Genomic DNA, 18,617 nt, shown 5'->3' with positions numbered 1-18,617 from the left:
GTTACACTTTGCCGATACTACAAAAGGTAAGCTGTATGACATATCAAACCGCATTCAACCAACAAGATTTTATGGCTAATTACTGGCAACAGCGTCCCTGTTTGTTAAAACAAGGCATGCTTGATTTTGTTGACCCACTTAGCCCGGAAGAACTTGCTGGCTTAGCGATGGAGGCTGATATTCAAAGCCGATTGGTAACATGTCACGAGCAGCAGTGGGAAGCTCACCTAGGTCCATTTGAAGACTTTGCATTGCTGGGTGAATCACATAGTTCTCTGTTGGTTCAAGGTGTCGACCATTGGCATAGCGAAGTGGCAAAACTAGCTGCGGCGTTTCAGTTTATCCCTAACTGGCGATTTGACGATGTTATGATTTCTTACTCCACCGTTAAGGGCGGTGTAGGGCCACATATTGATCAATATTGCGTATTCATCATCCAAGGACAAGGTAGCCGACATTGGCGTGTTGGCCAGAAGCAAATTCTTAAAGAGTTTGCCTCTCACGATAAGTTAAAACACTGCGAAGACTTTGTGGCTGAGATTGATGTGGTGCTCGAAGCTGGTGATGTATTGTATATCCCACCGGGCTGCCCGCATGAAGGTTATGCGATAGAACCATCGATGAATTATTCGGTGGGCTTTAGAGCGCCAAATGCTAAAGATTTGGTAACTGGTTTTGCTGATTATCTTCTGCAACACGAAACTAGCTCACAACGTTTTGCTGATCCGCAGCGCCAAGAAACTAATGAGTTTGGTCGCGTAGCCGAGAACGATACATTAGCACTTAATAAACTGATGCAGTCTTTAATCAATTCTCCTCAAGCCAGTGCGCATTTCTTAGGTGAGTACCTTAGTGATTCATCACATAGTTCTGACATTGTTGTGCTAAGTGGCAGCGATCAAGAGTTAGCAATGAGTGATCTACGCCAATTGATGGAGCAGGGCGCTGAGTTAAAACGAACCGCGGGCATTAAGGCCTTGTACCTTGATGTATTGCCTTATGAGCTGTTTGTTGATGGGCAAAGTTATGCTGTGCCCAATTGTTCTTGGGCTTTAGCAAAAAACATGTGTGATAGTACCGTTTTAGACACTCACTCGTTGCGGGCATTTAACGAAGATGAACACCAGCTTGATTGGCTGTTAGAGCTACTCAATGCCGGCTATTGGTATTTTGACGAGCAATAGCTTTTAGCCAAATTATATTCGTTCTTTAGTTAAGTTTGACCAAAGCGTATCTGAGAATGAAAGTTGTTTAGAGCTCGCGAATCGCTAGCAGTTAGCGAGCTTTCTGGTAAAATCCCTCAGCAAATTAATGTTCCCCGTAAAAATCAGTGTGTAAGCCAGCTTGTTCGTTGATTTTTCGCTCTTAAATAGAGGACTGTTTACCATGAGTCTTGCTGATAAAGTATTAGCAGTGAATAACGATTTACCCATTCGCACCGACGCGCCCGTTCATAGCGGTAAAGTACGTTCGGTATATTGGCTAACCGAAGCTGATAGTAAACGACTCATTAAAGAAAAAGCTTATGATGTTGCTGCCGACACACCACTAGCAATTATGGTAATCAGCGACCGAATTTCAGCCTTTGATTGCATATGGCACGGCGAAGAAGGCCTTAAAGGTGTACCTGGCAAAGGTGCTGCACTTAACGCAATTTCTAACCATTGGTTTAAGCTTTTCAAAGAGCAAGGCTTGGCCGACAGCCATATTCTGGATATTCCTCATCCCTTTGTTTGGATTGTTCAAAAAGCACGCCCGGTAATGATCGAAGCGATTTGTCGACAATATATTACTGGCTCTATGTGGCGTGCTTATGAGAAAGGTGAGCGTAACTTCTGTGGTATTGATTTACCGGAAGGGCTACAGCGAGATCAAAAACTGCCAGAGATTCTCATTACCCCGTCTACTAAAGGTATTCTTACAGGGATCCCCGGCGTGCCAGAAGCCGATGACGTAAATGTAACGCGTAAAAATATCGAAGATAACTTCGCAGCATTTAACTTTAAATCTGCTAACGATATCGATGTTTACGAAAACCTACTTAAACAAGGTTTTGGTGTAATTAGTCAGGCCTTAAGCGATATCGACCAAGTATTTGTTGATACCAAATTTGAATTTGGCTACGTGACCGATGCTCAAGGCCAGGACAAGTTGATATACATGGATGAAGTGGGGACACCTGACTCATCACGTATTTGGGATGGCCCAAGTTATCTTGAAGGTAAGGTTGTCGAGAACTCTAAAGAAGACTTCCGCCAAACCTTACTTAGCTACTTCCCGGATCCAGATATTCTGTTAAACAAAAACCGCATGCCAGAGCGTGAAGCCTTAGCGCGAGATAACAATTTGCCGGTTGAAGTATTAATGAAAATATCTGAAACCTATACAGGCATTGCCGAAAAGATCACTGGTGCGCCAATCACTATTGGCGACAATCCAAAACAAGAAGTGATTGATATTCTTCGTAAAGATTACGATTTAATCGTTGATTAGAACGATAGTGCAAAGTTAAAGAGCAGGGCAATGCCTTGCTCTTTTTTATTGTCTTTTCTTAACCAAGCTGTTCTAGTGCGTTAGTTAAGGCTGTTTCATCTTGCTTAAATACTGCTTCAGAAATCTCGCTTACCTGCTGGTTTAGTTTATCCGATGCGAACTTCTCAGCTCCAAATGCGAGCTGTTGTACTTGCTCTTGAGCTTCTTTCCAGCGTTGCTGTTTGGCAAACTCTACAATGAGAGAAGAGCGGTTTTTGTTTTCGATACTGAATACATTTTTTAGCGCAAGTAAGTAGGGTTCATTATCTGCTTTTGTGGGCGAAGCCACAGCTTGGTTATCCGGCTTGGGTTTTGGTTCGCTAGGGCTTAAGCCGCTAAGGCTTTCAATTAAGCGAAGGTAGCTATATTCCGAAAGAGCATGAGATGATAATAGCTGCTCATCTGCACACAAGCCTTCTAATGCCTGCCCAAAGTGTTGATTTAATACCAACACATCGCGGATATCGCTTTCAGTATTGGATTCGCTTATCAAATAGTAATGTAAGCCCGCTAAATCTGTGGCATCAAAATTCTTAGCGTTGTTCATTAATAGCAGTAAGCGAAGCTCAGGTTTGTACTGTTGTATTTGTTGAATACGGATTGGCGTGAGTTCGCTGCTTTCTAGTAACAAGTAATCAACTGTGCCGAGATTCTTAATCTGGTTATAAGCTTCTTGCCAAGCACGATGCTGCCATTTAATGGCAATGTCACCTATGTGAGTACTTAAGTGCTCAAAACGGTGCTTTGATTGACTAAATGAGGCAATAGAGAAGTTGCTTGGCGTGTTTGGCTCATCTTCGGCCGATGCTGCAATGGCTACTTCAGCAAGGTCTTCGATGGTTTGCTGCTCTTCTTTATCGGAATGTCGCTGGAAGAAACTCGCCATTAAAAAGCTGCACAGTTGATGCTTCAAACATAATAGTGGCTTAAGTGAAGAGTCGACTTGCGTTGGTGAAGGCAGTTGTTCTGCTACCAGCAATACCTTTAGCTTAATGCCTTGGTCTTCTAACTCAAGGCATCGCTCAGGTTTGTCAGTTATCACTGTTACCTTGTGATTGGCAGCCACATCTTCGATCTGATTGAGCTCTACAAGCTCGGCAGATAAAAGTTGCAGTTGAATGCTGATACAACGCTGGAAAAACTCATCGGCAAAATCTACTGCGAAGTATTGCACCTCATCACTAGGGCTTTCTACCAATTGGTCCGATGCTACTGTTTCATAGTTTAAGCAAATACTTAAGGAATCTTGGTTTTGTTGCTGACGGCCATTGATTTGTTTTACTAAGGCTGCGCTAAGGGCAATGATTGATTGCTGTAATGCACTTAATTGGCCGGCGTTTTCGCTATCCACAGAAAAGACTAATTGTTTATCTTCAACTTGTAACTGAATAAGCACTTGGCTGCTGGCGGGGTACAATGAGACCAAGTAAAGCTGTAGATCTAATATCGCAGTTAGGTGAGCGCGATTAAGCATGTATTGCGAGCTAATCTCTGGGCTAACTACCAATGCCCAATGCAATTCTTTTGCTTGGTAAAGCGCCGAAAATTGACCGAGCCTCTGCTCAAGTACTTCTAGTACAGACTCCGCTTTAAGCTTTATGCTGGCTTCTTGCTGCTGCCAAGGCAAGCTGCGAATCAAGGTGCTTAAGCGCAACTGCGCGTCCAAGCGTTCTCTATCCGAATGCTCATTAGGTGCTAGAAGCGAGGCCTTGTTAAGCTGGTTCAAGGCATCTAAACACCCTGCTTTAAGCGGGCTGTATAAATCGCTAGGCGTTAAGTTTTGTAAAATTTGTTTAGGGTTTTGTTTAGCTTGCTGAGCTTGATTATTTTGGCTAATGGGATTGATGCTCACTAAGTACAAGCTGTCTTCACTAAAGGGCAGGGCAAGGTGGGTAGCCGCGTAGGTTTTTCCCGTTTTGTTTGCTTTAACTAATAGGCAAAACTCCTCAGGGTAAGAGACCAATAACTCCATAAACTCACCATCTTGAGTATTATCAAGGCTTGGTACTGAGTAGTGTTTATTTAAGTTAATGTTGATGAGCTTGGCTTTGCTTACGTTTAGGTAGTTAAGCCCAATGTTGCTAGCTTCGATAACGTGGTTGTGTTCATCCACGATAAATGCGGCGTTATTAGCATGTTCTAGCAACGCTTTTTTCAAACTGTTAGCGCGGTTAGATAACTCAACCAGCTGCTTCACTTTTTGTTTGTCTTTTTTGTGTTGTGCTTTAGCTGTTTGTAACTCTTTGCTTAGCTTGGCATTGGTTATATCCACCGCCGTTTTTGAGCTAGAGATAACAGGATCTTGTGTTGCCTGTTGCTTGTTGCTTACTGGCTTATTCGATGTTGGTTTTGCAGGGGCAGTGGTAAACATTCTGCTTACAAAAACACTGAGTAAGATTTGCAGCAACAAGATCCCGGCCAATAGTCGGAATACGACTAAGCGATGTGGCAGCAACCAATGGTAAACATTGGTGGGGCTGGAAAACTCTATCTCGACCCAAGCGATAGGGTTAATTTGGGTCGATGAACGCTTTTGGTTATCAACTTTAGCAGCCAGTTTGTTGGTTTGTTTGCCATCATTTTGTTGCTTTTTACGTGGCGTTCCAGCTTCTGCCATTACTGTGCGACTGCTTTGGTCGGTAACTTTTACATAGTTAACGCTGGGTGATTTTAACAGTTCTTCAGCCAACTCTTTAAGCACTGCTTTATTTTGAATATTAACCGCGCGCCGGGCACTAATTTCAAACAAACTTAGTGCGGTTGTCACTTCCTTCTCGGTGTTGGCTTTTTGCTGCTGATAAAGAAACGGCAACGCTAAGGCGGTGACACTGGCTACCACCAACAAGCAGATTAGGTTGATTAGTAAAGCTGACTTTAAACGAGTACTCACGGGCTTCCTTGCAAGTAAAAGGTATTAAAACAAAAAGGCGCAACCTGCGCCTTTAGTATTAAAATGCATAACCTAAACGTAGATAAATGCTGTCGAACTCAATTTTTCTAAAGGTTTTAGCATTGTCTTGATCACGCTTGTAGTAGTTGTATCCACCACCAATATCCCAACGCTTATTAAACGCATAGTTGATGCCTAGGTCTGTCATAAGCACTTCACCGTCGCCATTATTACCGTATTCACCGGTAAATGCGAGGTTCATTTTAGGTGTGAAATTGTAGCCGAAGGTAGCGTTTGCTAAAGGGTAAAATAACCACTCTTCTTCACCTTCTAACTCGTTGCTAAAGCTTGAGTCGGGGTAAAGTGAAGCTTGCGCATATTGAATTAATAAACCTAAACCTGCTTTACCTATCCATTGTTTACCAAGCTGTAAATCGTACTGCCAATTTACTAAGTTATCCCAAACTTGGTATTGCGCGTAAACATCACCGCCGCCTTCAACTTTGCCTTGATCACGGGCTTCATAGGGCTGGGTAAGGTAACTAAAGCTATGTTGGTCGCTAGCAAACCACGTCCATCTTGCAGCTGCAGTAGTTAGGGTATCCTCTTGGCCAAATTCTATATTCTGCTCAGAAGCAAAGCTGCCAATATCATTAGATTTTAGGCGAGTTGGTCCCAGTAAAAAATCAAATTTAAACTTAGGGTCAAACGTTGTTGGTGGTTTTTTAGAGCGCGTTCCACCTTCAAAAAAGCCATTTGATAAAGAGATTTGTAAACCTTTGGCATCGCCATCAACCATTGGGCTTACTTTAATGTCTTCATCGATGGGGTTAACAAAAAACAGGTTGCTCAAAGTAGCTATACTGGCACCTGCAATTACGTCATCCCAGTAGTGTTTATCACCGTGTACTCGGCTCCAACCGGTGTATGCGGCAAGTGCGTAAGCGGGCACGCCCCAAGCTGAGCCATAACGAGTTTGGAAGAAAGATGCTCCACTAAATGCAGCAGCGGTGTGACCAGAGGGAAACGAATTGTTAGTGGTAAAGTTAGGCCGGCGTTTGTCTACGGCAAACTTAATACCATGGGTGAATATCATAGTAGTGGCGAATGACTTGGTTAATTGCCAGCTACCTGCGGTATCACCTTTGGCTAAACTCACACCTAGGCCACCAAGGGGCAGTAGAATCTGAGTATAGTCACCAATTTGTACATAGGTATCTTCGGCGAGTGTATTGGTACTAAATGCAGATAGAATAGCGGCCGAGATTAAGCTGGTTTTTAGCTTCATTACTTTTTCCTTGTTCAAGTTAACGATAAATCCTTTATCGCTAATACATCTTCATTAATATCATACGCACAGGAGTGCTGTTTGGTCTACTTGTAACAACTATTTGGTTACTAATATTAAGGGACAAAATCTGTCGCTTTTAGTGAATTTTGTTTATCACGCTGTTACATTAGCGTCGCGTAAATTGAGTTTAGTGGAAGTTTAATGAAATACAGCCCCAGCATAGAACAATTGATTAAGTCGCTACAGGTATTACCCGGTGTAGGCCCACGTAGTGCCCAGCGTATGGCTTTTCATTTGTTAGAGCGCAAACGTAAAGATGGCTTACAGCTTGCTGCTAGCATTAGCAATGCAATGGACGTAATTGGCCACTGCAAGGTGTGTCGCAATTTTGCTGAGGAAGAATTGTGTCCTATTTGCCAATCGCCCAAGCGGATGAGTAAAGGGGTAATCTGTGTGGTTGAAACCCCAGCCGACGTTGCTGCTATTGAGCAAACCGCACAATTTTTTGGTAGTTACTTTGTATTAATGGGCCATCTTTCACCACTCGACGGCATTGGCCCTGGCGAGCTGCACTTAGATAAACTGGAACAGCGCTTCGCCCAAGAAGAGGTTGCTGAATTGATCCTTGCAACTAATCCCACTGTAGAAGGCGAGGCTACCGCTTATTACATCGCCGATATGGCCAAACGTTATCAAATTAAAGTATCAAGAATTGCTCATGGCGTGCCACTAGGCGGTGAGCTAGACAGCGTAGATGGCACTACACTGTCTCACTCCCTGATTGGTCGCCAACAACTCGATTAATAATTCCTTTTTTTAAGCTGTTAACCTTTGGAAATGAAATGGTACTGACTTCTTCGTTAGTAAGTGATACCGTGCTGATGTTTAACCTTAATTGTAATATGGTTAGACAGCATTAAATGGAAATATTCTAACTAGAAGGAACTATGAAGATGTTAAATAAGATAATTCTTATTGCAGTAGCATTAATGTTATCAGCTTGTGGCAGCTCCCCGTATAAATACTATGTTGAACCAACCCCAATAGTAAAAGGCAACACCCGATACCACGTTGGAGAAGTCAAAGTTAAGTTAAACTTAGGCCATGGCGCGCCTGAAGAGGGGACGTCGTTTGTATCTGAAGAAGAATTGAATCTACAATTTATAGAAGCTATTAATAAGCACTTAGCTGAAAATAACTTGATAGCAAACAGTGATTCGAAGGACTCATTTAAGCTGAACATAGACATCGACTACACTCGCACTTTTAATTACGGCGGCAGATCTTTGAACAAACCCCAAGTTTCTCATATGGTTCAAATTGTTGGTGAGCAAGGTCAGCTGGCAAGTTTTAGTCAATCTAAATACACAACAAACTATGGCGGTTTTAAGGATGCTGCGGTAAATCTAGAAATTACTGCCGGTAACTGGGATGCTGAAGATGAACCCAAAGACATAGATCTTGTTTCAGCCATTATTGTGGAAGATTTAGCGGGCTTAGGTGAATAGTATCTAGGAGCATTCTTCTTCGCTATAACTCTCATCAAAGCTGGCTTAAATTAGCCAGCTTTTCAATCATACCTCAAACCGAATATCGTAATTAATCGCCTCCTTGTTACTTAAGCTTTTTAGCGTGAGGTCTCATAGCTACTAGTTTCTCGCTACATCCTAGAATATTTTTTTCTCATCTGCTTGAAATCAAAATTGGCTACCCCCATATCGTTTAGCAACTAACGAAGTATGTGTAAAAGCAAGGAAACAATAAGATGACTGATGCAGCTCATGCAGAAACTCATGGCTTTCAAACTGAAGTAAAACAATTACTCCAGTTGATGATCCACTCTCTATATTCAAACAAAGAAATTTTCTTACGCGAATTAGTCTCTAATGCAGCCGATGCTGCCGACAAACTGCGTTTTAAAGCTTTAGAAAATAACGCTTTATTTGAAAACGATGGTGACTTACGTGTACGTGTAAGCTTCGACCAAGAAGCTAAAACTATTACTTTGTCGGATAACGGCATTGGTATGACCCGCGATGAAGTTGTTGAGCATCTTGGTACTATTGCTAAGTCTGGCACTAAAGAGTTTTTTGGTCAGTTAAGTGGCGACAGCGCAAAAGACTCGCAACTAATTGGTCAATTTGGTGTTGGTTTTTACTCAGCATTTATCGTAGCCGATAAAGTAACCGTTGAAACTCGTGCAGCAGGTGCAGAAGCTAGCCAAGGCGTACGTTGGGAAAGTGCTGGTGAAGGTGATTACACCGTAGCCGACATTGCCAAAGAAGGCCGCGGTACCGACATTATTCTTCACTTGCGTGAAGATGAGCATGAGTTCCTAGATAGCTGGAAAGTTCGCTCTATCATCACTAAGTACTCAGATCATATTTCGATACCAGTTCAGATGTGGAAAGACGAAACGCCTGAATCTGAAGGTCCAGACGGTGAAAAAGTTGCAGCTGTTCCAGGTGAATGGGAAGCCATTAACAAAGCAACTGCTTTGTGGACGCGTGGTAAAAACGACATCTCTAAAGATGAGTACAACGAGTTTTACAAGCACATTTCTCATGACTTCGCTGATCCATTAACTTGGGCGCACAACAAAGTTGAAGGTAAGCAGGATTACACCAGCTTGCTTTACATCCCTAGCAAAGCCCCATTTGATATGTGGAACCGCGAGCGTCAACATGGCTTGAAGCTGTATGTTCAACGCGTGTTCATCATGGACGACGCTGATGAGTTTATGCCAGGTTACCTACGCTTTGTGAAGGGTGTGTTAGATTCAAACGACCTGCCACTAAACGTATCACGTGAGATCCTTCAAGATACTAAAACAACCGCTAACTTACGTAGCGCTTGTACTAAGCGTGTTCTTACTATGCTTGAGCGCATGGCGAAGAACGATGCAGAGAAATACCAAACGTTTTGGGCTGAATTTGGCCAAGTGCTAAAAGAAGGTCCAGCAGAAGATTTCGCTAACAAAGAACAAATCGCTAAGCTACTGCGCTTTGCTTCTACTAATAGCGACAGTGCTGAGCAAAATGTTTCATTCGCCGATTACATCGAGCGCATGAAAGAAGGCCAAGACAAGATTTACTACGTAACGGCCGATGGTTACGCAGCCGCTGCTAACAGCCCGCATTTAGAAATTTTCAAGCGTAAAGGCATTGAAGTATTGTTAATGCACGACCGCGTAGACGAGTGGTTAATTAGTCACTTGCCAGAAGCTGAAGGCAAAACCCTTGTTTCGGTAACTAAAGGTGATTTAGACCTTGGCGACTTAGATGACGAAGAAACTAAGAAGCAGAAAGAGCAAGACGAAAGCGAATACGCAAGCTTTGTTGAGCGCATGAAAGAAAGCTTAGGTGACAAGGTTAAAGATGTTCGTTTAACTTACCGTTTAACCGATACGCCTTCTTGTATCGTTGTTGATGACAACGACATGAGCACGCAAATGCAGAAGTTGATGCAAGCGGTTGGTCAAGATGTACCTGATCAAAAGTACATTTTTGAATTAAACCCTCAGCACGCCTTAGTTAAGCGCGTTGCCGATGAGCAAGACGAAGCTAAATTTGCAGAGTGGGCGAGCTTACTATTGGATCAAGCAACCCTTGCTGAGCGTGGTAGCTTAGAAAACCCTTCTGAGTTCATTAAGCGAGTTAACCAACTTTTAGCTTAAACATACTCTAAAGAATAAAAGGCAGCACTCGGTGCTGCCTTTTTTGTTGCTTGCTGATTTGGGCGTTTTACCAAAAATAAAACGATTATTCATAGACTTGATTGTGGATTTACAGGTCAGATGACTTATAAGCAATTGCAGAGGATGAGTTCACAGATAAAGCACTGAATCGTTGCTACACTAAACAAAAAAATAATAACGGAAAGGTAGCTAACATGCGCAAGGTAGTGCTGATTTTAGGCTTAATGTGTACGCTTTCTCAAGCTAACGCAAAAATCACATTGTGGAATGCCCATAACCCATCTCAATACCTCGATAATGCCATTGCTGAATTTGAAAAACAGTCCGGCGTAACCGTTGAAAAAAATAACTTTTTGTCAGAACGATTACGCGAAGAGGTGCTTAACCAAGCCCGCACTAATACCTTGCCAGATATTCTTTACGTACCTAGTGATTTTGTTGGCATGCATGATTTAATTTCTTTAGCACCGGTGCCCAAAGACTGGATTATTCCGCAAACAGAACCGCGGGTGCTTAAAGCGGGTTTTACAGACAACGAACAATATGGTGTGCCGTTATTTCAAGGCAATCACTTGGTGCTTTATTACAACAAAGACTTAGTGAAACAACCCGTAAGCTCTTGGGCCGAGTTATTAGAGCAGCAATCAGCGCTTAGCCAAGGTGAGCAACAAGCTATTGTTTGGAACTACTCCGAGATGTATTGGTTCATTCCATTCTTAACTGCGTTTCAAGGTTGGCCACTTAACGATGGAAAAATAACCCTAGATACCAAAGAAATGCAGCAAGCCTTAACGTTCTATAAACAGCTCAAAGATATCGGCTTGGTTGATCCAAAATGTAATCACGATTGCAGTGTAGAACGATTTAAGAGCGGTCAGTCCGCTTATATGATTAACGGCGATTGGATATATAAGGAATTGAAACAAAGTATGGATGAGCGGCTAGGTGTAAGCACCTTGCCTGATATTGAGGGAAGCCCAATGCTGCCGATGTTTTCTGGTTATGTGTTAGCTTTTCCTCGTCTCTCAACGTCAGATGACAATTACCAACAAATTAAGCAATTTAGTGCATTTATGCAGCAGCAAGAAGCACAAAGCATCATTTATCATCAAGGTGGTTTAATCCCTGCTAATGTTGAATTGGTTTCGAAAATAATCAGTGACAACAACCCCAACGAACAAAACATGTTGAAGCAAATGGAAGATACTAGAGCGATGCCCGGGGATGCCGAAATGACCGTGGTATGGTTAGCTCTAGAGCGTGGCTTTAACCGATATATGGATCATAACTATTCAGTCGAACAAGCTACCCAGCTAATGCAAACCATTGCTGACAAAGAAACTCGCAAACGCGGACGCAAAAAATGACAATAAGACTTCGGTCTATCACATTTTTGTTATTGATCTTCGTAGCCATTATCCCGGTTTCGGTGCTCTCTTTTACCTTATATAAACAGATGTACAATTTTGTTTATCAATCGGTTAATAGCCGTTTGGCGGCTTCTGCAAGCCAGATAACAGCGGAGCTTCAACATAGTAATGAGATTCTCACCAATGGTTTACGTTTGCTTTCTGAGCAAGAGAGTGTAGTAAACGGCATTGATGACCTACTTTATTCGATCCACCTTCCCGATATACTGGGTAACTTTGTGCTCGATGCGCCGCTCATTGAGTCTTTGTACCTGGTAGAAGCAGATGGTTTTGTAGTGGAGTCTTATGGTGGAAACATATTGGCGCTCGAGCAATCCAATATTCTGCAGCAACGTTTTACTAGTCCCTTCGAAATAAAAGATCTTGAATCAAAAAGTAAGGTCTATTTGGTTGATAACTACTCCTTGGTTGGCAAAAGCGGCCAGCACCATAGTTTGGTACATGTGGTACCTATTTACTCTGATCGTGCCATCGACCGTATCGTTGTAAAAGGCTACCTAATAGCGGTGGTTCCTATATATAAATTAGCGGAAGTTGCTGCCAACCGGCTTGACGATCAAGAGAGTTTGGCAGTGTTCTATCGCGAAGAACAATTGCTTGGGAACCTGATCGGTGATGACGCCTACGATGTTACTCACGCCAGCCGCTTGATTATATCGGGGCGAAATTATCAAAACTCTGTATGGATTAAAATTAAAGTTGGTCAGCGCTTAGAGAGCCTGGCTAATCAAGTTAAAGAAGCAATGGCGCCGGGCATGGCCAGTAGCATAATTGTTATTGGTCTTATTATTGTGGTGGTGATGCTGTTTGCTCATTTAGTGGCAAAAGCATTTGGGCGTTTGTACGGCCTAATTCGAGACTTTGAAAAAGGCCGAAATGCCGAAGCACTGAACAACGGAAAGCTAGTGATTCGAGAGTTTGCCGATGTAGCAAACTTGCTCACCGAAATGAAAGGTACCATTGGAGAGCAGTTAAGAACGGTAAATGAGAAAAATGTTGAGTTAGCACGTATCGACAAACTACGGGCAGGCTACCTAGAAGAAGTTCAAAACTTGAATAGCCAACTTGAGTACAAAGTAGAAGAGCGCACCCGAGACTTAGAACTGTCGATGGATAACCTGGCGCAAAGTAACTTCTTTTTTCAACAGCTTGTGCAATTTAGGCGAGTATTGGAGGCCAGTGAGGGTAACCGACAGATTGCTAATGATGCACTTCGTATATTGTCTATGTGTTTTCCAAATACAGGTTTGGTTATTCACCTACCACAATCGCGTGGTCACCGTATGGTGAACGACAGCTTGTCTGTCGAAGTAGAAAGCTTTGAACAGCTTTCTAATCGTGTGTCAGAGAAATCTCGACAGCGTTGGGACCGATTTAGTATCGAGTTTAAACAACAGTTGGTGAATGTTTTTGGTATTCGCTGCGGTGGCGGAAAAATGGGGTGGCTACTCATTAATGAACCTAAGTTAAGTGAAGAAAACAGTAACCGAATTCTACTGTTTATCACCGAACTCAGTGCATTTTTAGAAAACCGAACCCTAAACGAAGAGCTGGACCATGTTGCTAGAACCGATTCTTTAACTGGCATTAAAAACCGCCAAGCTTTTGATGAATTGCAATTCTCATTAGAAACGCAACTAGATGCTGAAGTCGGCTTATTTATTATTGACGTGAACGGCCTAAAGCAAATGAACGATGAGAAAGGCCATGAGAAAGGTGACCAGCTGATTATTTCTGTGGCGAGGGTGCTATCTGATTGTTGCGAAGGCTTAACGGGAGATTTCTACCGTATTGGTGGTGATGAATTCGCAGCAGTATTGTCTGGTGAGCAATTAGCTTCAGCTAGCGAGCTAAAAGAGCGTTTAGCGGCAAGGCAAAATAATCAAGTGGGTATTGACCTAAATAGCTTTGGTGGAGAGCCTTTGGTGAGTTTCTCTGTAGGCTACGCGTCAACCACCGACGTAGACTTTAGTGGTTTGTACAAGCTAGCAGATCAGAACATGTATAGTAACAAACAGCGTTATTATGCAGAGCTTCGTCAAACTGAACTTTAGTCGAGCTTCCCTTGTAGTTCTGGCCTCATCAGTGTAAATTCACGTCTCTTGTAAAAGCACTAAAAACTAGACCAAGGAACAGCAAATTATGCGCATTATTCTTTTAGGCGCTCCAGGTGCGGGTAAAGGTACCCAAGCACAATTTATTATGGAGCGTTACGGCATCCCTCAAATCTCTACTGGCGATATGCTTCGCGCCGCTGTAAAAGCAGGCACAGCTTTAGGCATCAAAGCAAAAGAAGTAATGGATGCAGGGCAATTAGTTTCCGATGAGTTGATTATTGGCCTAGTAAAAGAACGTATTCTTGAAGACGATTGCGAAAAAGGCTTTTTGTTAGATGGTTTCCCTCGTACCATCCCTCAAGCTGACGCAATGAAAGAAGCCGGCATTAACATTGATGCGGTATTAGAATTTGACGTAGCCGACGAAGAAATCGTTAAACGCATGAGTGGACGTCGAGTTCACCCAGGCAGCGGCCGTGTTTACCACATTGTTTACAACCCACCTAAGGTTGAAGGTAAAGACGACGTAAGTGGCGAAGACTTAGTTATTCGCCCAGACGACGAAGAAAGCATCGTACGTGACCGACTAGCTATTTACCACGAGCAAACTAAACCATTAGTAAGCTACTACGGTAAAGAAGCTGAGCTAGGCAACAGCAAATACTTCAAACTAGACGGTACTCAGTCTGTTGAAGCAATTAGCAATCAATTAGTTGAATTACTTGATTAATTGCTAATTACGATTTGCAAAAAAAGCGGCAATTGTCGCTTTTTTTTATGCCTAAAAATGCCGTACACTGTGTTGTCCACTTTTAGGGAATAGTTGAATGTCACAACATGACAACGAGTTAAAATGTGCCGTAGTATTGGTGAACCTAGGAACACCAGATGAAGCGACACCTAACGCCGTAGCGAAGTTTCTGGGGCGTTTTTTATCAGATAAGCGAGTGGTAAACCTGCCTAAGTTATTATGGTTACCACTGTTATATTGCGTTATTTTGCCTTTGCGCTCACGACGTGTTGCCAAGCTTTACCAACAAATTTGGCTAAAGAATGGCTCGCCCCTTAAAGTTATTAGCGAACAAATCCGCAATAAAGTGTCAGCCAAACTTAGCGATAAGTACGAAGTACATTTAGCCATGACTTATAGCTCACCCGATATTAAAGAGGTGGTTAATCAGGTGCTAGATGCGGGGCATCAAAAAGTACTGTTATTGCCAATGTATCCTCAGTATTCGGTATCAACTACTGCTCCGGTTTTTGATGCTTACGCCAAAGCACTTAAAAATACTTACAACTTGCCTGAATTACGCATGGTTAAAGATTACTATGCCGAGCCAGCTTATATTCAAGCTTTAGCAAATTCGATTAAACAGCACTGGGAGTTAACCGCCCGTGGTGAAGTGTTATTGTTTTCTTTTCATGGTATTCCAGAGCGTTACGCGCGAAATGGCGACCCTTACCCGCAGCAGTGTGAAGATACGGCAGCTAAAGTGGCCGCAGTATTAGGGCTAAAGCAAAATCAGTGGCGCTTATGTTATCAGTCGCGCTTTGGTAAAGATCCATGGGTTAAACCCTATACCGACCAGTTACTGCATCAACTTGCAGAGCAGGGCGTTAAATCGGTAGATGTAATTTCTCCGGCTTTTTCAGCCGATTGCTTAGAGACAATTGAAGAAGTGTCTTGCGAGTTACGTGATGAGTTTTTAGAAGCGGGCGGGGAGCAATATCATTACATTTCAGCGTTAAATGACAATCCCGAACAAGTTGAGTTGTATTGCCAGTTAATTGAGAAACATACTCAAGGCTGGTAGTCACTCGTATAAGTGTTTAAAAAGCCCCGATAGATTAAGGCCTTAATCTATCGGGGCTTTTTTGTTAACGGCCTTTACCTAAGGCATCTTCAAACTCGTAAGGCGACAAAATTAGGCCTTCTTCTTGCTCGTTAGGAAAAACCGCAACATACAGTTCGTCACCGGTTAGGCCTTCGGTCCAGCGGCTGCGCCATTTATTTAGCGAGATTGCTTCGGCTTTACAGTGCTGCCAATCTCCAGTGGCCCAAGCGTCAGCAAATTCTTTACTTGGCCAAACGGGTACGCAGTCTTCATCTTCAGAGTTAAGCATTACGCAGCCATCATCGTCGATTAAGATCCACAATTGATTTTGAGCTTTGCTTTCTTTAATTAAGTATTGCATGCGCGAATGGCTATCGGCTTTAGCAATGTTATTAGCGTCAGACATGGTTCGTCCTCGTTACGATGATAGGTGGTTAGAATAATCCAAATAAACTAAGCCGTCATATAAAAGCGCTAAGCTAGCTCTTGAGTGCTTAGTTTTACGGCGTATTCGCGGAAAGTGGCTAAGCTTATGTGATCTTTGTCTTAATATGTGCGTTGTTTGAGCAAGTTGTGGCATAATGCGCGACCAAACAATTTAGCCATCAGATTACCCAGCAAAATGCTGGTGTAACGTAACCAAGCGGAATATTTACATTGCTTACTTCTTCTAATATCACCATGCAATTTGGCGCAAAGCCATTGTTCGAAAATGTCTCAGTTAAATTTGGCGAAGGTAACCGTTATGGTCTTATCGGCGCTAATGGCTGTGGTAAATCTACCTTTATGAAAATATTGGGTGGCGATTTAGAGCCAAGTGCCGGCAATGTATCTAAAGATCCAAACGAGCGCATTGGTAAGCTAAAGCAGGACCAATTTGCTTACGAAGATAAAGCGGTTATCGATACCGTGATTATGGGCTACGAAGAACTGTGGGCAGTTAAATCTGAGCGCGACGCAATTTATGCTAACCCAGAGATGAGTGAAGAAGACGGCATTCGCGCTGCTGAGCTAGAAGCCGAGTTTGCAGAAATGGATGGTTATACCGCCGAAGCTCGCGCTGGTGAGTTATTGCTAGGTGTTGGCATTCCTATCGAGCAGCATTACGGCCCAATGAGCGAAGTAGCTCCTGGCTGGAAACTGCGTGTATTGCTAGCCCAAGTATTGTTTGGTGACCCTGATATTATGCTTTTAGATGAGCCTACCAACAACTTGGATATTAATACCATTCGTTGGTTAGAAGGGGTGCTCAACGAGCGTAACTGCACCATGATCATCATCTCGCACGACCGCCATTTCTTAAACAGCGTATGTACCCACATGGCCGATTTGGATTACGGTGAGCTGCGTACTTTCCCTGGTTCTTACGACGAATATATGACCGCGGCGACCCAAGCGCGCGAGCAAATGTTGTCGGACAACGCCAAGAAAAAAGCCCAAATTGCCGAGCTTAAAACCTTTGTTAGCCGTTTCTCTGCTAACGCTTCAAAATCTAAGCAAGCTACCTCTCGTGCTAAGCAAATTGATAAAATTCAATTGGCCGAAGTTAAGCCTTCAAGCCGCCAAAACCCTTACATTCGTTTTGAAGAAGAGAAAAAGCTGCACCGCTTAGCCTTACAAATTGAAGGTTTGGAAAAGAGTTACGAAGAAACCCTGTTCAAAGATTTGGACTTAATGGTTGAAGTAGGCGAGCGCATTGCGGTAATTGGCCCCAACGGTATTGGTAAAACCACCTTCCTTAAATGTTTAGTGGGTGATACTGATTTTGGTGGCAGCATTAAATGGTCTGAAAATGCTCAGCTAGGTTACTATGCACAGGATCATGCAGCCGACTTTGAAGAAGATAAAAACCTGATTGACTGGATGTGGCAATGGGGTAAAGAAGGCGACGACGAGCAAGTGATCCGTGGCACCTTAGGTCGCTTGTTGTTCTCACAGCAAGACATTAACAAATCCGTTAAAGTAATCTCTGGTGGTGAACAAGGCCGTATGCTGTTTGGCAAAATGATTTTGCAAAAGCCAAACATTATGGTGATGGACGAGCCAACCAACCACTTGGATATGGAATCTATTGAGTCACTTAACTTAGCCTTAGAAAACTACCCAGGCACCTTGGTATTTGTAAGCCATGACCGAGAGTTTGTATCAAGCCTTGCTACGCGCATCATCGAAATGACGCCACAAGGTATTGTAGACTTCCACGGCACTTACGAAGAATACCTAAAAAGCCAAGGCTTAAACGCCTAGCAGCTTAAATCGTAGTTAGAAAAAGCAGCCATTGGCTGCTTTTTTGTTTTAGAGTTAAGGCGCGGAATAATGTGCGCTAAACTTGAGCCAAGCGAAACTAGCGCACGGTATGGAGTCGCTTTTAAACGCTTTGTTAGCTGCAACCAAGTGCTCTGAGGGCTAACTAAATAGACCCGACAACGCTCGAACAATCGCACCAAGTGCAGGCAACATCAAAAGCAGAACTGCAACGATCGCTAGAAAGGCTATTCGTTTCCAAGATTTTGCCGCTTCCTGAGCAAAGCGCACTTCGAATAAAGAGCCAGATGCATTGAGCATTGAATCTTCATCATTACGTTTGCGCTGATCTCTTTCGTATATACCCATAGTTAGATGCTCCGCTAAACAATAGAAAAAACGACACGCTCATTTTGGATATGAGCGTCACAGTCTAAAATTACACCCTCTAATGCAGATTCACTTACCGCTGCTTTGAGAGTTGCTGCGTTGGTCGCGCTGAGATTGTTAACGAAAGACTTCAAGACAAGTTTGGCAAGTACTATTGGGACTTGAATTGTATCTTTTCTAGCATTGTTTTCGAACGTTTCGATTTTCAACTTTTTCATCTAAGCCATCTTTCATGAATAGTGATAATAGAA

Annotated in this window: 15 protein-coding genes; 10 read left to right on the top strand and 5 right to left on the bottom strand. The window is 42.9% G+C overall.

The window, feature by feature from the left end; genetic code table 11:
* Window positions 1–35 precede the first annotated feature (35 nt).
* Complete coding sequence (locus tag OAG1_RS11970) at window positions 36–1,184, top strand: cupin domain-containing protein (RefSeq protein WP_338621439.1); 1,149 nt, start codon at window positions 36–38, stop codon at window positions 1,182–1,184.
* A gap of 202 nt (window positions 1,185–1,386) precedes the next feature.
* Window positions 1,387–2,493: a phosphoribosylaminoimidazolesuccinocarboxamide synthase gene (locus OAG1_RS11965; RefSeq protein WP_338621438.1), complete on the top strand. Its 1,107-nt coding sequence runs from the start codon at window positions 1,387–1,389 to the stop codon at window positions 2,491–2,493.
* Window positions 2,494–2,551: 58 nt separating this feature from the next.
* Here OAG1_RS11965 and OAG1_RS11960 read toward each other — a convergent pair whose 3' ends face one another.
* Together OAG1_RS11960 and OAG1_RS11955 are read right to left on the bottom strand one after the other, a co-directional pair.
* Window positions 2,552–5,422, bottom strand: a complete 2,871-nt coding sequence (locus OAG1_RS11960; RefSeq protein WP_338621437.1) for a hypothetical protein — start codon at window positions 5,420–5,422, stop codon at window positions 2,552–2,554.
* 58 nt (window positions 5,423–5,480) lie between these two features.
* Window positions 5,481–6,710, bottom strand: a complete 1,230-nt coding sequence (locus OAG1_RS11955) for a phosphatase PAP2 family protein (protein ID WP_338621436.1) — start codon at window positions 6,708–6,710, stop codon at window positions 5,481–5,483.
* A gap of 204 nt (window positions 6,711–6,914) precedes the next feature.
* On the opposite strand from OAG1_RS11955, the gene recR reads away from it, so the two are divergent.
* The 7 genes from recR (at window position 6,915) to hemH (ending at window position 15,711) form a co-directional block, all read left to right on the top strand.
* Window positions 6,915–7,517, top strand: coding sequence for a recombination mediator RecR (recR, locus tag OAG1_RS11950; protein ID WP_152782557.1), 603 nt, complete (start codon window positions 6,915–6,917; stop codon window positions 7,515–7,517).
* 149 nt (window positions 7,518–7,666) lie between these two features.
* Entirely contained in the window at window positions 7,667–8,221 is a 555-nt protein-coding gene (locus tag OAG1_RS11945) for a hypothetical protein (RefSeq protein WP_338621435.1), read from the top strand.
* 257 nt (window positions 8,222–8,478) lie between these two features.
* Window positions 8,479–10,389 (top strand): molecular chaperone HtpG, encoded by a 1,911-nt coding sequence (gene htpG / locus OAG1_RS11940; RefSeq protein WP_338621434.1) that lies wholly within the window; start codon window positions 8,479–8,481, stop codon window positions 10,387–10,389.
* A gap of 215 nt (window positions 10,390–10,604) precedes the next feature.
* Window positions 10,605–11,777, top strand: coding sequence for an extracellular solute-binding protein (locus tag OAG1_RS11935; RefSeq protein WP_338621432.1), 1,173 nt, complete (start codon window positions 10,605–10,607; stop codon window positions 11,775–11,777).
* Window positions 11,774–13,894 (top strand): diguanylate cyclase, encoded by a 2,121-nt coding sequence (locus OAG1_RS11930; RefSeq protein ID WP_338621431.1) that lies wholly within the window; start codon window positions 11,774–11,776, stop codon window positions 13,892–13,894. Before OAG1_RS11935 ends, OAG1_RS11930 begins: the two co-directional genes overlap by 4 nt.
* Before the next feature lie 88 nt (window positions 13,895–13,982).
* Complete coding sequence (adk, locus tag OAG1_RS11925; RefSeq protein ID WP_016401043.1) at window positions 13,983–14,627, top strand: adenylate kinase; 645 nt, start codon at window positions 13,983–13,985, stop codon at window positions 14,625–14,627.
* Window positions 14,628–14,724: 97 nt separating this feature from the next.
* Window positions 14,725–15,711, top strand: a complete 987-nt coding sequence (hemH, locus tag OAG1_RS11920; RefSeq protein ID WP_221076971.1) for a ferrochelatase — start codon at window positions 14,725–14,727, stop codon at window positions 15,709–15,711.
* A 64-nt stretch (window positions 15,712–15,775) separates the two neighbouring features.
* Here hemH and OAG1_RS11915 read toward each other — a convergent pair whose 3' ends face one another.
* Entirely contained in the window at window positions 15,776–16,138 is a 363-nt protein-coding gene (locus OAG1_RS11915) for a DUF2750 domain-containing protein (protein WP_152782567.1), read from the bottom strand.
* A gap of 251 nt (window positions 16,139–16,389) precedes the next feature.
* Between OAG1_RS11915 and OAG1_RS11910 the strand changes: the two genes are divergently transcribed.
* Window positions 16,390–17,979, top strand: coding sequence for an ABC-F family ATPase (locus tag OAG1_RS11910; RefSeq protein ID WP_084681754.1), 1,590 nt, complete (start codon window positions 16,390–16,392; stop codon window positions 17,977–17,979).
* A 159-nt stretch (window positions 17,980–18,138) separates the two neighbouring features.
* On the opposite strand, the gene OAG1_RS11905 is transcribed toward OAG1_RS11910, so the two are convergent.
* Together OAG1_RS11905 and OAG1_RS11900 are read right to left on the bottom strand one after the other, a co-directional pair.
* Window positions 18,139–18,345: a hypothetical protein gene (locus OAG1_RS11905; RefSeq protein ID WP_338621430.1), complete on the bottom strand. Its 207-nt coding sequence runs from the start codon at window positions 18,343–18,345 to the stop codon at window positions 18,139–18,141.
* A 14-nt stretch (window positions 18,346–18,359) separates the two neighbouring features.
* Window positions 18,360–18,584, bottom strand: a complete 225-nt coding sequence (locus OAG1_RS11900; protein WP_338621429.1) for a hypothetical protein — start codon at window positions 18,582–18,584, stop codon at window positions 18,360–18,362.
* Between the last annotated feature and the right edge of the window lie 33 nt (window positions 18,585–18,617).

The organism is Agarivorans sp. OAG1 (assembly GCF_037076485.1).
Lineage (GTDB): Bacteria > Pseudomonadota > Gammaproteobacteria > Enterobacterales > Celerinatantimonadaceae > Agarivorans > Agarivorans albus.
The sequence above is the reverse complement of the archived record's forward strand: the minus strand, read 5'-3'. Positions and strand labels throughout refer to the sequence as shown.

Bases quoted from the DNA above. Each gene is read 5' to 3' on its own strand.
- OAG1_RS11970 (WP_338621439.1), top strand. From the start codon at position 36: ATGACATATCAAACCGCATTCAACCAACAAGATTTTATGGCTAATTAC.
- OAG1_RS11965 (WP_338621438.1), top strand. From the start codon at position 1,387: ATGAGTCTTGCTGATAAAGTATTAGCAGTGAATAACGATTTACCCATT.
- OAG1_RS11955 (WP_338621436.1), bottom strand. From the start codon at position 6,710: ATGAAGCTAAAAACCAGCTTAATCTCGGCCGCTATTCTATCTGCATTT.
- recR (WP_152782557.1), top strand. From the start codon at position 6,915: ATGAAATACAGCCCCAGCATAGAACAATTGATTAAGTCGCTACAGGTA.
- OAG1_RS11945 (WP_338621435.1), top strand. From the start codon at position 7,667: ATGTTAAATAAGATAATTCTTATTGCAGTAGCATTAATGTTATCAGCT.
- htpG (WP_338621434.1), top strand. From the start codon at position 8,479: ATGACTGATGCAGCTCATGCAGAAACTCATGGCTTTCAAACTGAAGTA.
- OAG1_RS11935 (WP_338621432.1), top strand. From the start codon at position 10,605: ATGCGCAAGGTAGTGCTGATTTTAGGCTTAATGTGTACGCTTTCTCAA.
- OAG1_RS11930 (WP_338621431.1), top strand. From the start codon at position 11,774: ATGACAATAAGACTTCGGTCTATCACATTTTTGTTATTGATCTTCGTA.
- adk (WP_016401043.1), top strand. From the start codon at position 13,983: ATGCGCATTATTCTTTTAGGCGCTCCAGGTGCGGGTAAAGGTACCCAA.
- hemH (WP_221076971.1), top strand. From the start codon at position 14,725: ATGTCACAACATGACAACGAGTTAAAATGTGCCGTAGTATTGGTGAAC.
- OAG1_RS11915 (WP_152782567.1), bottom strand. From the start codon at position 16,138: ATGTCTGACGCTAATAACATTGCTAAAGCCGATAGCCATTCGCGCATG.
- OAG1_RS11905 (WP_338621430.1), bottom strand. From the start codon at position 18,345: ATGGGTATATACGAAAGAGATCAGCGCAAACGTAATGATGAAGATTCA.
- OAG1_RS11900 (WP_338621429.1), bottom strand. From the start codon at position 18,584: ATGAAAAAGTTGAAAATCGAAACGTTCGAAAACAATGCTAGAAAAGAT.